15 protein-coding genes and 1 riboswitch are annotated in these 18,557 nt (G+C 71.9%); of the genes, 14 read left to right on the forward strand and 1 reads right to left on the reverse strand.

Annotated features, from left to right (window positions below; all coding sequences use genetic code 11):
- The first annotated feature begins 113 nt into the window (after window positions 1–113).
- From hpnC to PV682_RS11725, 12 genes are all read left to right on the forward strand, one after another.
- Window positions 114–1,004 (forward strand): squalene synthase HpnC, encoded by an 891-nt coding sequence (gene hpnC, locus PV682_RS11670; protein ID WP_319727133.1) that lies wholly within the window; start codon window positions 114–116, stop codon window positions 1,002–1,004.
- The gene (gene hpnD, locus PV682_RS11675; protein WP_319727157.1) at window positions 1,001–1,951 is read left to right on the forward strand and encodes a presqualene diphosphate synthase HpnD; all 951 of its coding nucleotides are present in this window, start codon (window positions 1,001–1,003) and stop codon (window positions 1,949–1,951) included. The genes hpnC and hpnD overlap by 4 nt, the downstream gene beginning before the upstream one ends.
- 88 nt (window positions 1,952–2,039) lie before the next feature.
- Complete coding sequence (hpnE, locus tag PV682_RS11680) at window positions 2,040–3,431, forward strand: hydroxysqualene dehydroxylase HpnE (RefSeq protein ID WP_319727179.1); 1,392 nt, start codon at window positions 2,040–2,042, stop codon at window positions 3,429–3,431.
- A gap of 107 nt (window positions 3,432–3,538) precedes the next feature.
- On the forward strand, window positions 3,539–4,606 hold the full coding sequence (locus PV682_RS11685; RefSeq protein WP_319728916.1) for a polyprenyl synthetase family protein: 1,068 nt from the start codon (window positions 3,539–3,541) through the stop codon (window positions 4,604–4,606).
- Window positions 4,607–4,728: 122 nt separating this feature from the next.
- Window positions 4,729–6,981 (forward strand): squalene--hopene cyclase, encoded by a 2,253-nt coding sequence (gene shc, locus PV682_RS11690; protein ID WP_319727203.1) that lies wholly within the window; start codon window positions 4,729–4,731, stop codon window positions 6,979–6,981.
- A complete protein-coding gene (locus tag PV682_RS11695) occupies window positions 6,981–7,622 on the forward strand; it encodes a phosphorylase family protein (RefSeq protein WP_319727210.1) in 642 nt (213 codons plus the stop codon). Before shc ends, PV682_RS11695 begins: the two co-directional genes overlap by 1 nt.
- 5 nt (window positions 7,623–7,627) lie before the next feature.
- Entirely contained in the window at window positions 7,628–8,650 is a 1,023-nt protein-coding gene (gene hpnH, locus PV682_RS11700) for an adenosyl-hopene transferase HpnH (RefSeq protein WP_055719747.1), read from the forward strand.
- Entirely contained in the window at window positions 8,647–9,804 is a 1,158-nt protein-coding gene (gene ispG / locus PV682_RS11705) for a flavodoxin-dependent (E)-4-hydroxy-3-methylbut-2-enyl-diphosphate synthase (protein ID WP_319727223.1), read from the forward strand. The genes hpnH and ispG overlap by 4 nt, the downstream gene beginning before the upstream one ends.
- Window positions 9,805–9,830: 26 nt before the next feature.
- Window positions 9,831–11,792: a 1-deoxy-D-xylulose-5-phosphate synthase gene (gene dxs, locus PV682_RS11710; RefSeq protein ID WP_319727249.1), complete on the forward strand. Its 1,962-nt coding sequence runs from the start codon at window positions 9,831–9,833 to the stop codon at window positions 11,790–11,792.
- Complete coding sequence (locus tag PV682_RS11715) at window positions 11,789–13,174, forward strand: aspartate aminotransferase family protein (protein WP_319727258.1); 1,386 nt, start codon at window positions 11,789–11,791, stop codon at window positions 13,172–13,174. The genes dxs and PV682_RS11715 overlap by 4 nt, the downstream gene beginning before the upstream one ends.
- Before the next feature lie 64 nt (window positions 13,175–13,238).
- Complete coding sequence (locus PV682_RS11720) at window positions 13,239–13,850, forward strand: helix-turn-helix domain-containing protein (protein WP_319727267.1); 612 nt, start codon at window positions 13,239–13,241, stop codon at window positions 13,848–13,850.
- Entirely contained in the window at window positions 13,847–13,972 is a 126-nt protein-coding gene (locus PV682_RS11725; protein ID WP_055719751.1) for a DUF6126 family protein, read from the forward strand. Before PV682_RS11720 ends, PV682_RS11725 begins: the two co-directional genes overlap by 4 nt.
- A 14-nt stretch (window positions 13,973–13,986) precedes the next feature.
- Here PV682_RS11725 and PV682_RS11730 read toward each other — a convergent pair whose 3' ends face one another.
- Window positions 13,987–14,787, reverse strand: a complete 801-nt coding sequence (locus PV682_RS11730) for a tyrosine-protein phosphatase (RefSeq protein WP_319727292.1) — start codon at window positions 14,785–14,787, stop codon at window positions 13,987–13,989.
- A 205-nt stretch (window positions 14,788–14,992) separates the two neighbouring features.
- On the opposite strand from PV682_RS11730, the gene PV682_RS11735 reads away from it, so the two are divergent.
- Entirely contained in the window at window positions 14,993–17,074 is a 2,082-nt protein-coding gene (locus PV682_RS11735; RefSeq protein WP_319727304.1) for an alpha-galactosidase, read from the forward strand.
- A gap of 272 nt (window positions 17,075–17,346) precedes the next feature.
- Window positions 17,347–17,511, forward strand: a riboswitch (cyclic di-AMP (ydaO/yuaA leader).
- A gap of 2 nt (window positions 17,512–17,513) precedes the next feature.
- A complete protein-coding gene (locus PV682_RS11740; protein ID WP_319727315.1) occupies window positions 17,514–18,512 on the forward strand; it encodes a M23 family metallopeptidase in 999 nt (332 codons plus the stop codon).
- Window positions 18,513–18,557 lie beyond the last annotated feature (45 nt).

Here is an 18,557-nt window from a genome sequence, read left to right on the forward strand (position 1 = left end):
GCGATAACGTGCGCGGACGACTTCAGTGGGTACACCGCCGCGCGGGGGTCCGGGCGGCGTGTCCGAAATAGTGCGTATTGGGTCGGCAGTGTAGAACGGGAGATGTGACGGCAATGGCTACGGATACTCCCAGGACCGACCGTGGCACCCTCGACAAGGCCGCCGACGAGAACTTCCCCGTCGCCCCCTTCTTCCTCCCCCGCGCCTGGCGCGACGACCTCATGGCGATCTACGGCTTCGCGCGCCTCGTCGACGACATCGGCGACGGCGACCTCGCCCCCGGCGGCGCCGACGCCCGCCACCTCGGCGTCCCCGCCTCCGCAGCCGACGACCGCCTGACGATGCTCGACGCCTTCGAGGCCGACCTGCGCCGCGTCTTCGACGGCACCCCCTCGCACCCCCTCCTGCTGAACCTCCAGCCCACGGTCCGCCGCCGCGACCTGATCCCCGAGCCCTTCCTCGGCCTGATCGCCGCCAACCGCCAGGACCAGCTGGTCAGCCGCTACGCGACGTACGACGACCTCCTCGCCTACTGCGAGCTGTCCGCCAACCCGGTGGGCCGCCTGGTCCTCGCCGTCACCGGCACCGCGACCCCCGAGCGGATCCGCCGCTCCGACGCGGTCTGCACGGCTCTCCAGATCGTCGAACACCTCCAGGACGTGGCCGAGGACCTCGGCCGCGACCGCATCTACCTGCCCGCCGAGGACATGGACCGCTTCCGTGTCACCGAGGCCGACCTCAAGGCGGCGCACGCCGGCGCGTCCCTGCGCGCACTGGTCGCGTTCGAGGCGGAACGCGCCTGTCAACTCCTGAATGAAGGCGCCCCCCTTGTGGGTAGCGTCACCGGCAGACTCAGACTGCTGCTCGCGGGGTTCGTGGCGGGGGGACGGGCGGCGGTCCACGCGATCTCCGCCGCACGGTACGACGTACTTCCCGGCCCGCCGAGGCCCGGCAAGCTCAGGCTGCTGCGCGAGGTGGGCGTGACCCTGCGAGGAGAGGGGTGATCCGGTTCGTGGAACCGTCACCGAACGTGTCCGCGCCGGTACTCGCCGCCTACAGCTACTGCGAGGCCGTCACCGGCACACAGGCCCGCAACTTCGCTTACGGCATCCGGCTGCTGCCCACATCCAAGAGACGCGCGATGTCCGCGCTGTACGCGTTCTCCCGGCGCGTCGACGACATCGGCGACGGCGACCTGAAACCCGAGGTGAAACGCACCCGCCTCGACGAGACCCGCGCCCTGCTCGCCCGCGTACGCGAGGGCGACGTCGCCGAGGACGACACCGACCCCGTCGCGGTCGCCCTCACCCACGCCTCCCGCGTCTACCCGATCCCGCTCGGCGGGCTCGACGAGCTGATCGACGGCGTCGAGATGGACCTGCGCGGCGAGACCTACGAGACCTGGGACGACCTCAAGACGTACTGCAAGTGCGTCGCCGGAGCCATCGGACGGCTCTCCATCGGCGTCTTCGGCACCCGCCCCGGCGCGCGCGGCGTCGAGCGGGCCCCCGAGTACGCCGACACCCTCGGCCTCGCCCTCCAGCTCACCAACATCCTGCGCGACGTCCGCGAGGACGCCGAGGGCGGCCGTACCTACCTGCCCGCCGACGACCTCGCCAAGTTCGGCTGCGCGGCCGGCTTCGCCTCCCCCGTGCCCCCACCGGGCTCCGACTTCGCGGGCCTCGTCCACTTCGAGGTACGGCGCGCCCGCGCGCTGTTCGCCGAGGGCTACCGCCTGCTGCCGATGCTGGACCGGCGCAGCGGCGCCTGCGTGGCCGCGATGGCCGGGATCTACCGGCGCCTGCTCGACCGCATCGAACGCGACCCCGAGGCCGTCCTGCGCGGCCGGGTCTCGCTGCCCGGCCGGGAGAAGGCGTACGTCGCCGCGCGCGGCCTGTCCGGACTCGACGCCCGCACCGTCTCCCGCCAGACCGTCAGGAGGTCCTCTTGACGGACTCTTGGGCCCCGCTTGTCACCCCCGTCTCCCAGGCAACCCTCCGCGTCCGCCCGGCGTCACAGACGGCATGGGAGGGCGCACGATGACCGACGAGAACACCGGCCGCTCCGCCGTCGTCGTCGGCGGCGGCCTCGCCGGGGTCACCGCGGCGCTCGGCCTCGCGGACGCGGGCGTGCGGGTCACCCTCCTCGAAGGCAGGCCACGCCTCGGCGGGCTCGCGTTCTCCTTCCGGCGCGGCGAGTTGAGCGTCGACAACGGCCAGCACGTCTACCTGCGCTGCTGCACGGCCTACCGCTGGTTCCTGGAGCGCATCGGCGGCGCCTCACTCGCCCCGCTCCAGCCCCGGCTCGACGTACCGGTCGTCGACGTCGCCAGACCCGAGGGACGGCGCCTGGGCAGGCTCAGGCGTGACGCCCTGCCGGTGCCGCTGCATCTCGGGCGCAGCCTCGCCACGTACCCGCATCTCTCGCTCGCCGAGCGCGCCAAGGTGGGCCGCGCCGCGCTCGCGCTGAAGGGGCTTGACCTCGCCGACCCGGCGCTGGACGAGCAGGACTTCGGCGGCTGGCTGGCCGCGCACGGCCAGTCCGCGCGGACCGTCGAGGCCCTGTGGGACCTGGTCGGGGTCGCCACCCTCAACGCGGTCGCGTCGGACGCCTCGCTGGGGCTCGCCGCGATGGTGTTCAAGACCGGTCTGCTGTCCGACCCGGGCGCCGCCGACATCGGCTGGGCCCATGTCCCGCTGGGCGAACTGCACGACCGGCTGGCCCGCAAGGCGCTCGACTCCGCGGGCGTGAACATCGAGGTCCGAACACGCGTCACCTCCATCTCCCGGCAGGACAACGGCCGGTGGACCGTCGAAGTTCCCGGCCGCGCCCTCGAAACGGACGCGGTCGTTCTCGCCGTACCCCAGCGCGAGGCGTACGACCTCCTGCCGGCCGGCGCGCTCGACGCGCCCGAGCGGCTCCTGGAGATCGGCACCGCGCCCATCCTGAACGTGCACGTGATCTACGACCGGCCGGTCATGAACGTGCCCTTCCTCGCCGCCCTCGGCACCCCCGTGCAGTGGGTCTTCGACCGCACCCACGCCTCCGGGCTCACCGGCGGCCAGTACCTGGCGCTGTCCCAGTCGGCCGCCCAGGACGAGATCGACGCGCCCGTGGCGACCCTGCGCGAGCGCTACCTCCCCGAGCTGGAGAAGCTGCTGCCGAGGGCGCGCGGCGCCGCCGTACGCGACTTCTTCGTCACCCGTGAGAAGACCGCGACCTTCGCCCCCGCCCCCGGCGTCGGACGGCTGCGTCCCGGCGCCCGCACGAAAGCACCCGGCCTCTACCTGGCCGGCGCGTGGACCGCCACCGGGTGGCCCGCGACCATGGAGAGCGCGGTCCGCAGCGGTACGAACGCGGTCGACGCCGCGCTCGGCGCGCTCGGCCGCCCACGACCCTCCCGGCTCTTCGCATCAGAGGAGGCCGCCTGATGCTCCACCAGCACAGCACGGCAGGTTCCCGCACCTCCGGTACCGCGGCCCCCGATCACGCCGCGCACGCCGCGCACACCGCGACAAGAGGAGAAACTGTGCCCACTGTGCCCCCGGCCTCGCCGGCCGCCGCTCGAAGGACCGCGGTGGACGTGGCCGCGCTCCTGGAGCGCGGACGCACCCTGGCCACCCCGGTGCTGCGGGCCGCCGCGAGCCGGCTCGCACCCCCCATGGACACGGTCGCGGCCTACCACTTCGGCTGGATCGACGCCCTGGGCAACCCCACCGAGGGCGACGGCGGCAAGGCCGTACGCCCCGCGCTCGCCGTGCTGTCCGCTGAGGTCACCGGCGCCGACCCGGCCGTCGGCGTACCCGGCGCGGTCGCCGTCGAGCTGGTGCACAACTTCTCGCTCCTGCACGACGACCTGATGGACGGCGACGAGCAGCGCCGCCACCGCGACACCGTCTGGAAGGTGCACGGCCCCGCCCAGGCGATCCTCGTCGGCGACGCCCTGTTCGCGCTCGCCTACGAGGTCCTCCTGGAGTCCGGCACCGCGGGAGCCGGCCGCGCCGCACGCCGGCTCACCGCCGCGACCCGCGCCCTCATCGACGGGCAGGCCCAGGACATCTCCTACGAGCACCGCGACCGCGTCAGCGTCGAGGAGTGCCTGGAGATGGAGGGCAACAAGACCGGCGCCCTCCTCGCCTGCGCCTCCTCCGTCGGGGCCGTCCTCGGCGGGGCGGGCGAGAAGGACGCCGACACCCTGGAGAAGTACGGCTACCACCTGGGCCTCGCCTTCCAGGCCGTCGACGACCTCCTCGGCATCTGGGGCGACCCGGACGCGACCGGCAAGCAGACCTGGTCCGACCTGCGCCAGCGCAAGAAGTCCCTGCCCGTCGTCGCCGCGCTCGCGGCCGGCGGCAGCGCCTCGGAGCGGCTCGGCGACCTGCTCGCCGCCGACGCGAAGAGCACCGACTTCGCGAACTTCTCCGAGGAGGAGTTCGCGGCCCGCGCCGCCCTCATCGAGGAGGCGGGCGGCCGGGAGTGGACGGCCGCGGAAGCGCGCCGCCAGCACACCATCGCCATCGAAGCCCTCGGCGACGTGGACATGCCCGAGCAGGTACGGGAGAAGTTCACGGCGCTCGCCGACTTCGTCGTCGTACGAAAGAGATGATCACTATCGGTCGAATAGCCCTCGCGTAGTCGCCGGCCGGTGCCGCGAGGAGAACGCGAGCACCGGCCGACGGCGGACCCACAGCAGCACGACTTCGCACGACTGCACTGATAGGGGAAGCCATGACAGCGACGACCGACGGAAGCACCGGGGCCCTGCCGCCCCGCGCTGCCGCGGCCAGCGACACCGACATCACGATCCCCGTGGCGGCCGGGGTACAAGAAGCCGCCGAGCGCGCGATGCGCCGCGCCACCGAGCACCTGCTCGCCCACCAGGACGCGCAGGGCTGGTGGAAGGGCGACCTGGAGACCAACGTCACCATGGACGCCGAGGACCTGCTCCTGCGGCAGTTCCTCGGCATCCGCGACGAGGAGACCACGCGGGCGTCCGCCCTCTTCGTCCGCGGCGAGCAGCGCGAGGACGGCACCTGGGCCACCTTCTACGGCGGCCCCCCCGACCTCTCCGCCACGATCGAGGCGTACGTCGCCCTCCGGCTCGCCGGGGACGACCCCGAGGCCCCGCACATGGCGAAGGCGTCCGCCTGGATCCGCGACCGGGGCGGCATCGCCTCCGCCCGCGTCTTCACCCGGATCTGGCTCGCCCTGTTCGGCTGGTGGAAGTGGGAGGACCTGCCCGAACTCCCGCCGGAACTCATCTACTTCCCGCGCTGGTTCCCCCTGTCGATCTACAACTTCGGCTGCTGGGCCCGGCAGACCATCGTCCCGCTGACCGTGGTCTCAGCGAAGCGCCCGGTGCGCCCGGCGCCCTTCCCGCTGGACGAGCTGCACACCGACCCCGCGCTGCCCAACCCGCCCAAACCCCTTGCCCCGCTGGCGAGCTGGGACGGGCTCTTCCAGCGGCTCGACAAGGTCGTGCGCGGCTACCGGCCGTTCGCGGTGCGCAGGCTCAGGCGGTCCGCGCTGAACTCCGCCGCCCGCTGGATCGTCGAGCGGCAGGAGAACGACGGCTGCTGGGGAGGCATCCAGCCGCCCGCCGTGTACTCCGTCATCGCCCTGTACCTGCTCGGCTACGACCTCGAACACCCCGTCATGCGCGCCGGGCTGGAGTCGCTCGACCGGTACGCCGTGTGGCGCGAGGACGGCGCCCGGATGATCGAGGCGTGCCAGTCGCCGGTGTGGGACACCTGCCTGGCCACCATCGCCCTCGCGGACGCCGGAGTGCCCGCCGATCACCCGCAGTTGGTGAAGGCCGCCGACTGGATGCTCGGCGAGCAGATCGTGCGGCCCGGCGACTGGTCCGTATCGCGGCCCCAACTGCCGCCGGGCGGCTGGGCGTTCGAGTTCCACAACGACAACTACCCCGACATCGACGACACCGCCGAGGTCGTCCTCGCGCTGCGCCGGGTGCGCCACCACGACCCGGAGCGGGTGGAGAAGGCGATCGCGCGCGGGGTGCGGTGGAACCTCGGGATGCAGTCCCGGGGCGGCGGCTGGGGCGCCTTCGACGTCGACAACACCAGCCCCTTCCCCAACCGGCTGCCGTTCTGCGACTTCGGCGAGGTCATCGACCCGCCGTCCGCCGACGTCACCGCGCACGTCGTCGAGATGCTCGCGGTCGAGGGCCTCTCCCACGACCCGCGCACCCGGCGCGGCATCGCCTGGCTGCTCGCCGAACAGGAGCCGGACGGCTCGTGGTTCGGGCGCTGGGGCGTCAACTACGTGTACGGCACCGGGTCGGTGGTCCCCGCGCTCGTCGCCGCCGGACTGCCCGCCCAGCACCCCGCGATCCGGCGCGCGGTGACCTGGCTGGAGCACGTCCAGAACGAGGACGGCGGCTGGGGCGAGGACCTGCGCTCCTACCAGGAGTCCACGAAGTGGGCGGGCAGCGGCGCGTCCACGGCGTCCCAGACCGGCTGGGCCCTGATGGCGCTCCTCGCGGCGGGCGAGCGCGACTCCCGCGCCGTCGAGCGGGGCATCGCCTGGCTCGCGCGGACCCAGCGGGAGGACGGCTCCTGGGACGAGCCGTACTTCACCGGCACGGGGTTCCCGTGGGACTTCTCGATCAACTACCACCTGTACCGGCAGGTGTTCCCGCTGACCGCGCTCGGGCGGTACGTCAACGGGGAGCCGGTGTTCGCACGGACGCCGGATGCGGTGACGGGGGCGGTGGGGAAGGGGGCCGGCTCAGGCGGCCGGCCTGCCGGGGTCGCCGGGGCCGGTGTGCTGTCGGGCGGGGCGGCCGACGCGGAGGCGGGCGGCGGGGCGCGCTCCTCCGGCAGCGCCTCCGCGCGGACCGCCGCCTCCGGTGCCGGTGGCCGGGGTTCGCGTGTAGCCGCCGCCGGCGGTACAGCCCCCGCGGCAGGTTCGGCCCCCGCAGCGCCCGCCGCCGGTTCCCCCGAAGCCAAGGCCAGTTGATGGGCACCCCCGTCGGGCCGGCCCCGCTGCTGGTCGCCTGTGCGCTGGGCATCGAGCATGTCGCCCTGCGCCTGGGGGACCGCGGCGGGGCCGCCGGGCCCGTGACCGTGCTGCGCACCGGGATGGGGCCCAGGGCGGCCGAGCGGTCGGTCGGGCGGGTGCTCGGAGATCCGCTGCTCGACGGGGCCGCCGTGCTCGCCACCGGGTTCTGCGCGGGCCTCGCTCCCGGGATGCACCCCGGTGACCTGGTGGTCGCCGAGGAGACCCGGGATCCGCGCGGGAGCGTCCCGTGCTGGGACACCGAACTGCTGGTCAAGGAACTCGCCCGCACCCTGCCGGGGCGCACCGTCCACACGGGCCCCCTCGTGGGGTCCGACCACGTCGTCCGGGGCCCGGAGCGTTCCGCGCTCAGGGCCACCGGCGCGATCGCCGTGGACATGGAGTCCGCCGCGACGCTCCTGAGCGCCGTGCGCGCGGGCACGCGCCCCGTTGCGGCCGTCCGGGTGGTCGTGGACGCTCCGGAACATGAACTCGTCCGGATCGGCACGCTGCGCGGTGGAATATCGGCTTTCCGCGTCCTTCGTTCCGTCCTGCCTTCTTTCTTCGAATGGCACCGTAATGTGCTGCTCCCCCGGAGGTGAGCCAGATGGCCATGCCGCTGCGTCAGTCCATCAAAGTCGCCACATACCTGGCCGAACAGAAGCTCCGTAAGCGGGACAAGTTCCCGCTGATCGTGGAGCTGGAACCCCTGTTCGCCTGCAATCTGAAGTGCGAGGGCTGCGGAAAGATCCAGCACCCGGCCGGTGTCCTCAAGCAGCGCATGCCCGTCGCGCAGGCCGTCGGCGCGGTCCTGGAGTCGGGTGCGCCGATGGTGTCCATCGCGGGCGGCGAGCCCCTGATGCACCCTCAGATCGACGAGATCGTGCGCCAGTTGGTGGCCCGGAAGAAGTACGTCTTCCTCTGCACCAACGCCCTGCTGCTGCGCAAGAAGATCGACAAGTTCACGCCGTCGCCGTACTTCGCGTTCACCGTGCACATCGACGGCCTGCGCGAGCGGCACGACGAGTCGGTGGCGAAGGAGGGCGTGTTCGACGAGGCCGTGGAGGCGATCAAGGAGGCCAAGCGGCGCGGCTTCCGCGTCACCACCAACTCGACGTTCTTCAACACCGACACCCCGCAGACCATCATCGAGGTCCTCAACTACCTCAACGACGACCTCAAGGTCGACGAGATGATGATCTCCCCGGCCTACGCCTACGAGAAGGCGCCCGACCAGGACCACTTCCTCGGCGTCGAGCAGACCCACGAACTGTTCCGCAAGGCGTTCTCCGGCGGCAGCCGGCGCCGCTGGCGGCTCAACCACTCCCCGCTCTTCCTGGACTTCCTGGAGGGCAAGGTCGACTTCCCCTGCACGGCGTGGGCGATCCCCAACTACTCCCTGTTCGGCTGGCAGCGCCCCTGCTACCTGATGGCCGACGGCTACGTCCCGACGTACCGCGAACTCATCGAGAAGACCGACTGGGACAAGTACGGCCGCGGCAAGGACCCCCGCTGCGACAACTGCATGGCCCACTGCGGCTACGAACCGACCGCCGTCCTCGCCACCATGGGCTCGCTGAAGGAGTCGCTGCGGGCCATGCGCGAGACCGTCGCCGGGAACCGCGAGTGACCTCCGTCCCGCTGGGCGTCCCCGAGGTACCGGCCCGCCCGATCGCCGCGCGACGCGTCTCGCGGCGGATCGACGTCGGGCCGGTACCGGTCGGGGGCGGGGCCCCTGTGTCGGTGCAGTCGATGACGACGACGCGTACGTCGGACATCGGCGCGACGCTCCAGCAGATCGCCGAACTCACCGCGTCCGGCTGCCAGATCGTCCGCGTCGCGTGTCCCACGCAGGACGACGCGGACGCGCTCGCCACCATCGCGCGCAAGTCGCAGATCCCGGTGATCGCGGACATCCACTTCCAGCCGAAGTACGTGTTCGCCGCGATCGAGGCGGGCTGCGCGGCCGTCCGCGTCAACCCCGGCAACATCAAGCAGTTCGACGACAAGGTCCGCGAGATCGCGCGGGCCGCCCGTGATCACGGGACGCCGGTCCGGATCGGGGTCAACGCCGGGTCCCTGGACCGGAGGCTGCTCCAGAAGCACGGGAAGGCGACGCCGGAGGCGCTCGTCGAGTCGGCGCTGTGGGAGGCGTCGCTGTTCGAGGAGCACGGCTTCCGGGACCTCAAGATCTCCGTCAAGCACAACGACCCCGTCGTGATGGTCGAGGCGTACCGGCAACTGGCCGCGCAGTGCGACTATCCCCTGCATCTGGGGGTCACCGAGGCGGGGCCCGCGTTCCAGGGGACCGTCAAGTCGGCCGTCGCGTTCGGCGCGTTGCTCTCCCAGGGCATCGGTGACACCATCCGGGTCTCGCTGTCCGCGCCGCCCGCCGAGGAGGTCAAGGTCGGCATCCAGATCCTTCAGGCGCTGAACCTGCGGCAGCGGCGGCTGGAGATCGTGTCCTGCCCGTCCTGCGGGCGCGCCCAGGTCGACGTGTACCGGCTCGCCGACGAGGTCATGGCCGGTCTCGACGGCATGGAGGTGCCGCTCAGGGTCGCCGTCATGGGGTGCGTGGTCAACGGACCCGGCGAGGCGCGCGAGGCCGACCTCGGGGTCGCCTCCGGCAACGGCAAGGGGCAGATCTTCGTGAAGGGCGAGGTCGTCAGGACCGTCCCCGAGTCGAAGATCGTCGAGACCCTGATCGAGGAGGCGATGAAGATCGCCGCACAGCTGGAGAAGGACGGCGTCGAAGCAGGGGAGCCCGCCGTCACCGTGAGTTGAACCACCGCACAGAAGGGGGACCGAGCGTGACCATTCTGGAGAGTGTCCGACAACCGCGCGACCTGAAAGCGCTGACCGAGCCTCAACTGCGGCTGCTGGCCGAGGAGATCAGGGAGTTCCTGGTCCACGCGGTGGCCAGGACCGGCGGCCACCTCGGCCCCAACCTGGGGGTGGTCGAGCTGACGATCGCCCTGCACCGGGTCTTCGCCTCGCCCGTCGACCGCATCCTGTGGGACACCGGCCACCAGGCGTACGTCCACAAGCTTCTGACGGGCCGTCAGGACTTCTCGAAGCTGCGCGGCAAGGGCGGCCTGTCCGGCTACCCCTCCCGCGAGGAGTCCGAGCACGACGTCATCGAGAACAGCCACGCCTCCACCGCCCTCGGCTGGGCCGACGGCCTCGCCAAGGCGCGGGACGTGCAGGGCGAGAAGGGCCACGTCGTCGCCGTCATCGGGGACGGCGCGCTGACCGGCGGCATGGCCTGGGAGGCGCTCAACAACATCGCCGCCGCCAAGAACCGGCCCCTGATCATCGTCGTCAACGACAACGAACGCTCCTACGCGCCCACCATCGGCGGCCTCGCCAACCACCTCGCGACCCTGCGCACCACCGACTCCTACGAGCGCGTCCTCGCCTGGGGCAAGGACGTCCTCCAGCGCACGCCCGTCGTCGGACGGACCGTGTACGAGGCGCTGCACGGAGCGAAGAAGGGCTTCAAGGACGCGTTCGCGCCGCAGGGGCTCTTCGAGGACCTCGGCCTGAAATACGTCGGCCCCATCGACGGGCACGACATCAAGGCCGTCGAGTCAGCGCTGCGCCGCGCGAAACGCTTCCACGGTCCCGTCCTGGTCCACTGCCTCACCGAGAAGGGGCGCGGGTACGAGCCCGCCCTCGCGCACGAGGAGGACCACTTCCACACCGTCGGCGTCATGGACCCGGAGACCTGCGAGCCCCTCGCGCCCTCGGGCGGGCCTTCCTGGACGTCGGTGTTCGGGGAGGAGATGGTCAGGATCGGGGAGGAGCGGGACGACGTCGTGGCGATCACGGCGGCCATGCTGCACCCCGTGGGGCTCGCCGGGTTCGCGGAGCGGTTCCCCGACCGGGTGTGGGACGTGGGGATCGCCGAGCAGCACGCCGCCGTCAGCGCGGCGGGGCTCGCCACCGGGGGACTGCACCCCGTCGTCGCCGTGTACGCGACCTTCCTCAACCGGGCCTTCGACCAGCTCCTCATGGACGTCGCCCTGCACCGCTGCGGGGTGACGTTCGTCCTCGACCGGGCCGGGGTGACCGGGGTCGACGGGGCGTCCCACAACGGGATGTGGGACATGTCGATCCTCCAGGTGGTGCCGGGGCTCAGGATCGCCGCGCCGCGGGACGCCGATCAACTCCGGGTGCAGCTGCGGGAGTCGGTGGCCGTCGACGACGCGCCCACGCTGATCCGGTTCCCCAAGGAGTCGGTGGGGCCCTCGGTTCCGGCGCTCGAACGGGTCGGGGACATGGACGTGTTGCGGGCAGGGACGGACGTACTCCTCGTCGCCGTCGGGGTGATGGCGCCGGTGTGCCTCCAGGCCGCCGAACTGCTGGCCGCGCGGGGGGTCGAGTGCACGGTCGTCGACCCCCGGTGGGTCAAGCCGGTCGACCCCGAGCTGCCGGGGCTCGCCGCGCGGCACCGGCTCGTCGCCGTGGTGGAGGACAACTCGCGGTCGGGCGGGGTGGGTTCGGCGGTCGCGCTGGCGCTGGGGGACGCCGAAGTGGACGTGCCCGTGCGGCGGTTCGGGATTCCGGAGCAGTTCCTCGCGCACGCGAAGCGGGGGGAGGTGCTGGCGGACATCGGGCTGACGCCGGTGGAGATCGCGGGGCGGATCGGGGCGAGCCTCGCGGTGCGGGAGGCCGAGGACGTCGTGGAGCGGGCGGACCTCGCCGGGAGGGGCGACGCGGTCAACGGTGCCGACGGGCAGCCCGGCGGCGCAGTCAAGGAGAAGGAATGAGCACGGAGTTCGACCTCGGCGCCCTGCTCGCCGCGCGCGGCGAGGAGCGCTACGAGCTGCACGGCAAGTACCTCAACCCCCAACTGCCGCGCATGCTGCACACCATCGGCTTCGACAAGGTCTACGACCGTGCCGAGGGCGCCCACTTCTGGGACGCCGACGGCAACGACCACCTGGACATGCTCGCCGGGTTCGGCGTCATGGCCCTCGGCCGCCACCACCCCGTCGTCCGCAAGGCCCTGCACGACGTCCTCGACCTCGGCCTCGCCGACCTCACGCGCTTCGACTGCCAGCCCCTGCCCGGACTGCTCGCGCAGCGGCTCCTCGCGCACAGCCCGCACCTGGACCGCGTGTTCTTCGGCAACAGCGGCACCGAGGCGGTCGAGACGGCGCTGAAGTTCGCGCGGTACGCGACCGGGAAGCCGCGCGTCCTGTACTGCGAGCACGCCTTCCACGGCCTCACCACCGGCGCCCTCTCGGTCAACGGCGAGGACGGCTTCCGCGACGGGTTCGCGCCGCTGCTGCCCGACACGGCCGTACCCCTCGGCGATCTCGACGCGCTGGCACGGGAGTTGCGGAAGGGCGACGTCGCCGCGCTGATCGTCGAGCCGATCCAGGGCAAGGGCGTGCACGAGGCGCCGCCCGGGTATCTGCGGGGCGCGCAGGAGCTGCTGCGCCGGCACAAGGCGCTGCTGATCGTCGACGAGGTGCAGACCGGGCTCGGGCGGACCGGGGACTTCTACGCCTACCAGCACGAGGACGGGGTCGAGCCGGACCTCGTCTGCGTCGCCAAGGCGCTGTCCGGCGGGTACGTGCCCGTGGGGGCGACGCTCGGGAAGGACTGGATCTTCAAGAAGGTCTACTCGTCGATGGACCGCGTCCTCGTGCACTCCGCGAGCTTCGGGTCCAACGCGCAGGCCATGGCCGTCGGGCTCGCCGTCCTCACCGTGATGGAGAACGAGCAGACCGTCGCCCACGTCCGGCGGGTCGGGGAACTGCTCAAGTCGCGGCTCACGGCGCTGGTCGGGAAGTACGAGCTGCTCGCCGACGTGCGCGGGCGCGGGCTGATGATCGGCATCGAGTTCGGGAAGCCGTCCTCGCTGAAGCTGCGCAGCCGCTGGGCGATGCTCCAGGCCGCCCGCAAGGGGCTGTTCGCGCAGATGGTCGTCGTCCCGCTGCTCCAGCGCCACCGCATCCTCACGCAGGTGTCCGGGGACCATCTGGAGGTCATCAAGCTGATCCCGCCGCTCGTCGTCGACGAAGCGGACGTCGAGCGGTTCGTGGACGCGTTCACCGAGGTGATGGACGACGCGCACAGCGGGGGCGGGCTGATGTGGGACTTCGGGAAGACGCTGATCAAGCAGGCCGTGGCGAACCGCTAGCGGGCTTTTTTGTCTGTGGGGCAAGAAATTTGCCCCACAGGCAAGCTCGCGGCTGAATGGAGGCATGAGCACTCCGGACGCCGAGCCGACCACGGCCCTCCCGGCGATGGCCCCGCACCTGCGGGCCCTGCGCCGCCGAGCCTCCCTCACGCTGGAGGCCGCCGCGCGGTCCGCCGGACTGTCGCCCGCCTACCTCTCCCGGCTGGAGACCGGCCAGCGCCAGCCCTCGCTGCCGATGCTGCTCGCCCTCGCCCGGGTCTACGGTACGACGGTCTCCGAACTCCTCGGCGAGACGTCCGCAGCGCGGGACGCGGTCGTGCGCGCCGGGGCCATGGAGCCCACCGAGGCGGGCGGCTGGACGTACGTCCAGGCCGGGGCCGCCGGGCGCGGGATGCAGGCCCTGCGGGTGCGGGTGCCGCACGGCGCGCAGGGCGACATCGTGCGCGTGCACCCCGGCGAGGAGTGGCTGTACGTCCTCACGGGGCGCCTGCGCCTGGCCCTCGGCGACTCCACGCACCTCCTCGGCCCCGGGGACAGCGCGCACTTCGACTCGCTGACCCCGCACCGCATCGCCGCGCGCGACGCGTCCGGCGTCGACCTCCTCTTCGTCCACACCCTGTTGCAGAGCCCCACGGCCACGCTGTGCCTGGGGACCGACCCCGGAGGCATGCCATGAGCGACAACCGTGAGGAAGGCTTCCCGCGCGCGCTGTGGATCAGGCTGCTGATCTACGTCGTCGGCGGCCACGTCCTGGCGCTGTTCATCTGGTTCCTGTTCGAGGCGGGCTCACGGCAGTAGGCGGGGCCGGGGGGTTACTCCAGGAAGCGGTCCTTCAGGCGCGCCCGCAGCTCCGGCGTGACCCCGAGGCCCTGCTCCAGATACGCGTCCACCGACCCCCAGTGCTCGTCGATCGTGTCGAAGGCCGCCTGGAGGTACTCGATACGGGCCTCGAACAGGGGGCTGAGGAGTTCGGTGATCTCGGGGTCGCGCGCGGGGGGCGTGGAGCCGTCCGTCCGGCGCAGCCGGTAGCGGCGGTGGGTCGCGTTGGACTCCAGGTAGTCCGCGACGATCGCCTCGCGCTCGACGCCCAGCGCGAGGAGCGTCACCGCGATGGACAGGCCCGCGCGGTCCTTGCCGGCGGCGCAGTGCATCAGCGCGGGCGTGCTGTCGTCGGCGAGGGCGGCCAGCACCTGGGTGTGCTCGGGCGTGCGCCCCTTGATGATCGTCCGGTACGAGGTGATCATCCGCCCCGCGGCCCTGCCCCCGCCGAGGAGCTCGCGCAGCTGCTCGATCCGCCCGTCGCGGACCATCGCCCAGAACTCCGCGCCGTCCGCCGGGTCCGACAGCGGGAGGTTCACGTTCCGCGTGCCCGGCAGCTCGACGTCCGGGCCCTCCAGCTTCTGGTCCGCCGCGTTGCGGAAGTCGAAGATCGTGTGCAGCCCCAGGGAGGCCAGGAACGCGGCGTCCTCCTCGGTCGCGTGCGCCAGATGGCCGCTGCGGAACAGCACGCCCCGGCGCACCCGGCGCCCGTCGGTCGTCGGCAGGCCTCCGACGTCACGGAAGTTGCGCACGCCTGCCAGCTCGGGTTCGGTCGAGGGGATCTGCTGCGTCACGGGGTCTCCCTCCCAGTGGGTCCCGGCCCGGCGCGGCTCAGGAGAATGGCCGGTGGGACACGCTGTCGACCATACGACACGGGGAAGACACCCCAGGAGTTTTCCACAGGCGTTGCAGGGGGCCCCGGGAACCCCCGATGATGTTGCCGTCTGGTCGTACGTGTTCGTATGTGTTTTAACTGATTTTCGATCGTGTGAGGGTCTGATGCTGGAAACCGCTGAGAACGGGCGTACATGGCTCCTGTCGGGCCCCACGAGCAGTTACGCCCTGCACCTCACCGAACGCGGCGAGCTGCTGCACCTCCACTGGGGACCGGCGATCACCCTCGCCGACGCCGAGGCGCTGGCGGCCGTCCCCCTGTCGCACGGCTCGTCCTTCGAGTCCGCGCTGGACGGCCGCGAGGAGTACCCCGTCGAGGGCGGCCCCCGCTTCACCCGCCCCGCGCTCTCCGTGCGCACGCCCGCGCGCCGGGGCACCGAGTGGACCTTCGACGCGTACGAGGTGTACGGGGCGGATGACTCCGAACTCCGGCTCGCGTTCCGCGACGGCGGACTGACCGTCGCGCTGCACTACCGGATGCGCGGGGACGTCGTCGAGCGCTGGGCCGTCCTCGGCAACGACGGCGACGAACCCCTGGAGCTGCTGCGCGCCGACTCCGCGACCTGGACCCTCCCGCACCGCGAGGGCTGGCGCCTCTCCCAGCTCCACGGCCGCTGGGCCGCCGAGTCCCGTCTCGCGCGGACGCGGCTCACCTACGGCGAGAAGATCATCGGCAGCCGCCGCGGCCACACCGGCCACCCGCACCTGCCCTGGGTCGCCCTCGACACCGACGCCACCGAGGAGTCCGGCGAGGTCTTCACCACCGCCCTCGGCTGGTCCGGCTCCTGGCGGATCGCCGTCGCGCAGCTCCCCGACGCGCGCGTACAGATCACCGGCGGCGCCGGGCACGACGACTCCGGCCTGCTCCTCCTCGCCGACGGCGACTCCTTCACGACGCCCGTCTTCGCGGCCCTGTGGTCCGACGGAGGCTTCGGCGGCGCCAGCCGCGCCTGGCACGCCTACCAGCGCGAGCACGTGATCCCGGACGCGGACCAGGACCGCCCGGTGCTGTTCAACTCCTGGGAGGCGACCACCTTCGACATCTCCGAGGAGCAGCAGCTCGTCCTCGCGCGCAAGGCCGCCGACATCGGGGTCGAGCTGTTCGTCGTCGACGACGGCTGGTTCGGCAAGCGCGTCAGCGACCGCGCGGGCCTCGGCGACTGGACGCCCAACCCCGACCGCTTCCCCCAGGGACTCAAGCCGCTCGCCGACCAGGTGCACGGCCTCGGGATGCAGTTCGGCATCTGGGTCGAGCCCGAGATGGTCAACCCGGACAGCGACCTCTACCGCGCGCACCCCGACTGGGTGCAGTTCCAGGAGGGCCGCACGCGCACGGAGTCCCGCAACCAGCTGATGCTCAACCTCGCGCGCGAGGACGTCCAGGAGTACCTCTGGGAGCAGCTCGACACCCTGCTGTCCAGCGCCCCCATCGACTACGTGAAGTGGGACTTCAACCGCTGCTTCACCGACGCCGGCTGGCCCGGCGACCCCTACCCGCAGCGCCTGTGGGTCGACCACGTGCGCGCGCTGTACCGGCTCCTGGACCGGCTGCGCGCGGCCCACCCCGGCGTCGCCTTCGAGTCCTGCTCGGGCGGCGGCGGCCGGATCGACCTCGGCATCCTCAGCCGCACCGACCAGGTGTGGACCTCCGACAACACCGACCCGCTGGACCGGCTCGCCATCCAGCACGGCTTCAGCCAGATCCACCCCGCGCGCGTGATGGCCGCCTGGGTCACCGACAGCCCCAACACCCAGCTCAACAACCGGGTCAGCTCGCTGAGGTTCCGGTTCGTCAGCTCCTTCGCCGGGGTGCTCGGCGTCGGCGGGGACCTCTCGGAGTGGACCGACGCGGAACTCGCCGAGGCGCGCGAGTGGGTGGAGCTCTACAAGAAGATCCGGCCCGTCGTCCAGCAGGGCGACCTGTACCGGCTGCGCGCCCCCGAGGGCGGTCTCAGCGCCGTGCAGTACGTGCGCGGGGACGACACCGTCGTCCTGGCCTGGCTCCAGGCCCAGCACTACGGGGAGAGCGCACCGGCGGTGCGGCTGCGCGGACTTGACGCGACGGCGTCGTACGAATGCCTCGAAACCGGTGAGATCCACCGGGGTGCGGTCCTGGTGCACCACGGGCTGCGGACCGGGCTGAGCGGTGACCTCGACGCGGCGGTATTCCGGCTGCGCCGTATCTGAGGTTTCTGTCCGAATTGGGAAATCTGTGAATCGGTCGCGTGAGCAGGGTCATATTCCTGGCCCTGCGGCACGCGTCATGTGCACGTAATAGGCCGGGTTTTCAAGGGGATTCAGGGGTTCGGCCGGGTTTTCACGCGGTGTGCGGGGACGGTCGAAACGCGCCGTGAATCGACAGGAAAAAGATTCATATACAACTTCTGCTTGTCCCCGTGCGTCCGCGTCGCCTACGTTCATCACCAATCCGGGCGGACGCCGAATCCTGCCGCAGTCCGGAGCCGAACACACCCACCAGCGAAACGGCAGGAGCGGGGGACCCACAGGCAGTTCCGCCTGGTCCGGTCTTCCGGAGCAGGCTTGGGGTAAAGCCGTGCCTCGGCACGGCCGGACATCTCCTGTCCGCACCCGACAGCTCACCTCGCAGGCGCAGGAGAGGAATTCCATGCCCGCCAGGGGTAAGCACCGCCGCCCGAAGCCGCCTCGTTTCTCCCGGTCGCTCGCCGCGGCCGGAACGGGTGGCGCGGCGCTCGCACTTCCGCTCATCGGGGCCACCGGGGCACACGCCGAGACCGCGTCCTCGGTGTCCTCGGTGGGTACCTCCACCGCCACGGCGCCGGTCTCGGGGACGACCGTCCAGGCCGTGCCGGTCGCGCGCACCGCCTCGGCCACGACATCGGCCACCACCCGCAAGACGACCACCTACACCGTCCGCTCCGGCGACTACCTCTCGAAGATCGCCGAGGAGCAGAACGTCACCGGCGGCTGGCAGCGGATCTACGAGGACAACCGGGACGCCGTCGGCTCCGACCCCTCGCTGATCCACCCCGGCCTGCGCCTCTCGCTCGGCGCGAAGGCGGCGCGGGCGGAGAGCCGGGCGAACACGGACACGCAGTCCTCGCAGCGGTCGTCGCGGAAGTCCCAGAGCTCCTCGGGCTCTTCGGACTCCGCAAGCTCGTCGTCCTCGTCATCTTCGTCGAAGAAGTCCTCCGGCTCGTCCTCCTCGAAGGCCACCACCGAGAGCGCCTCGTCCTCCTCCGGCTTCACCCTCCCCGTCCGGGGCGCGGTCGTCGGCACGGGCTACCGGGTCTCCGGCAGCATGTGGTCCAGCGGCTACCACACGGGCGTCGACTTCGTCGTCCCGAGCGGTACGACCCTGCGGGCCGTCGGCGCCGGCACGGTCGTCTCGGCGGGCTGGGGCGGGGCGTACGGCAACCAGGTCGTCATCAAGCTCGCGGACGGCTACTACGCGCAGTACGCGCACCTCTCGGCGCTGGCCGTCTCGGTCGGCCAGCGCGTCAGCGCGGGGCAGGTGATCGGCTACTCCGGCTCCACGGGCAACGTGACCGGGCCGCACCTGCACTTCGAGATACGGACCACGGCCGACTACGGCTCGGACGTCGACCCGCTCGCGTACCTGCGCTCGCACGGGGTCTCCGTCTGATCTTGCGCGATCATGATCGTTCTGTTGCGGTCATGTGACATACGT

This window comes from Streptomyces niveiscabiei (genome assembly GCF_033794345.1).
GTDB lineage: Bacteria > Actinomycetota > Actinomycetes > Streptomycetales > Streptomycetaceae > Streptomyces > Streptomyces niveiscabiei.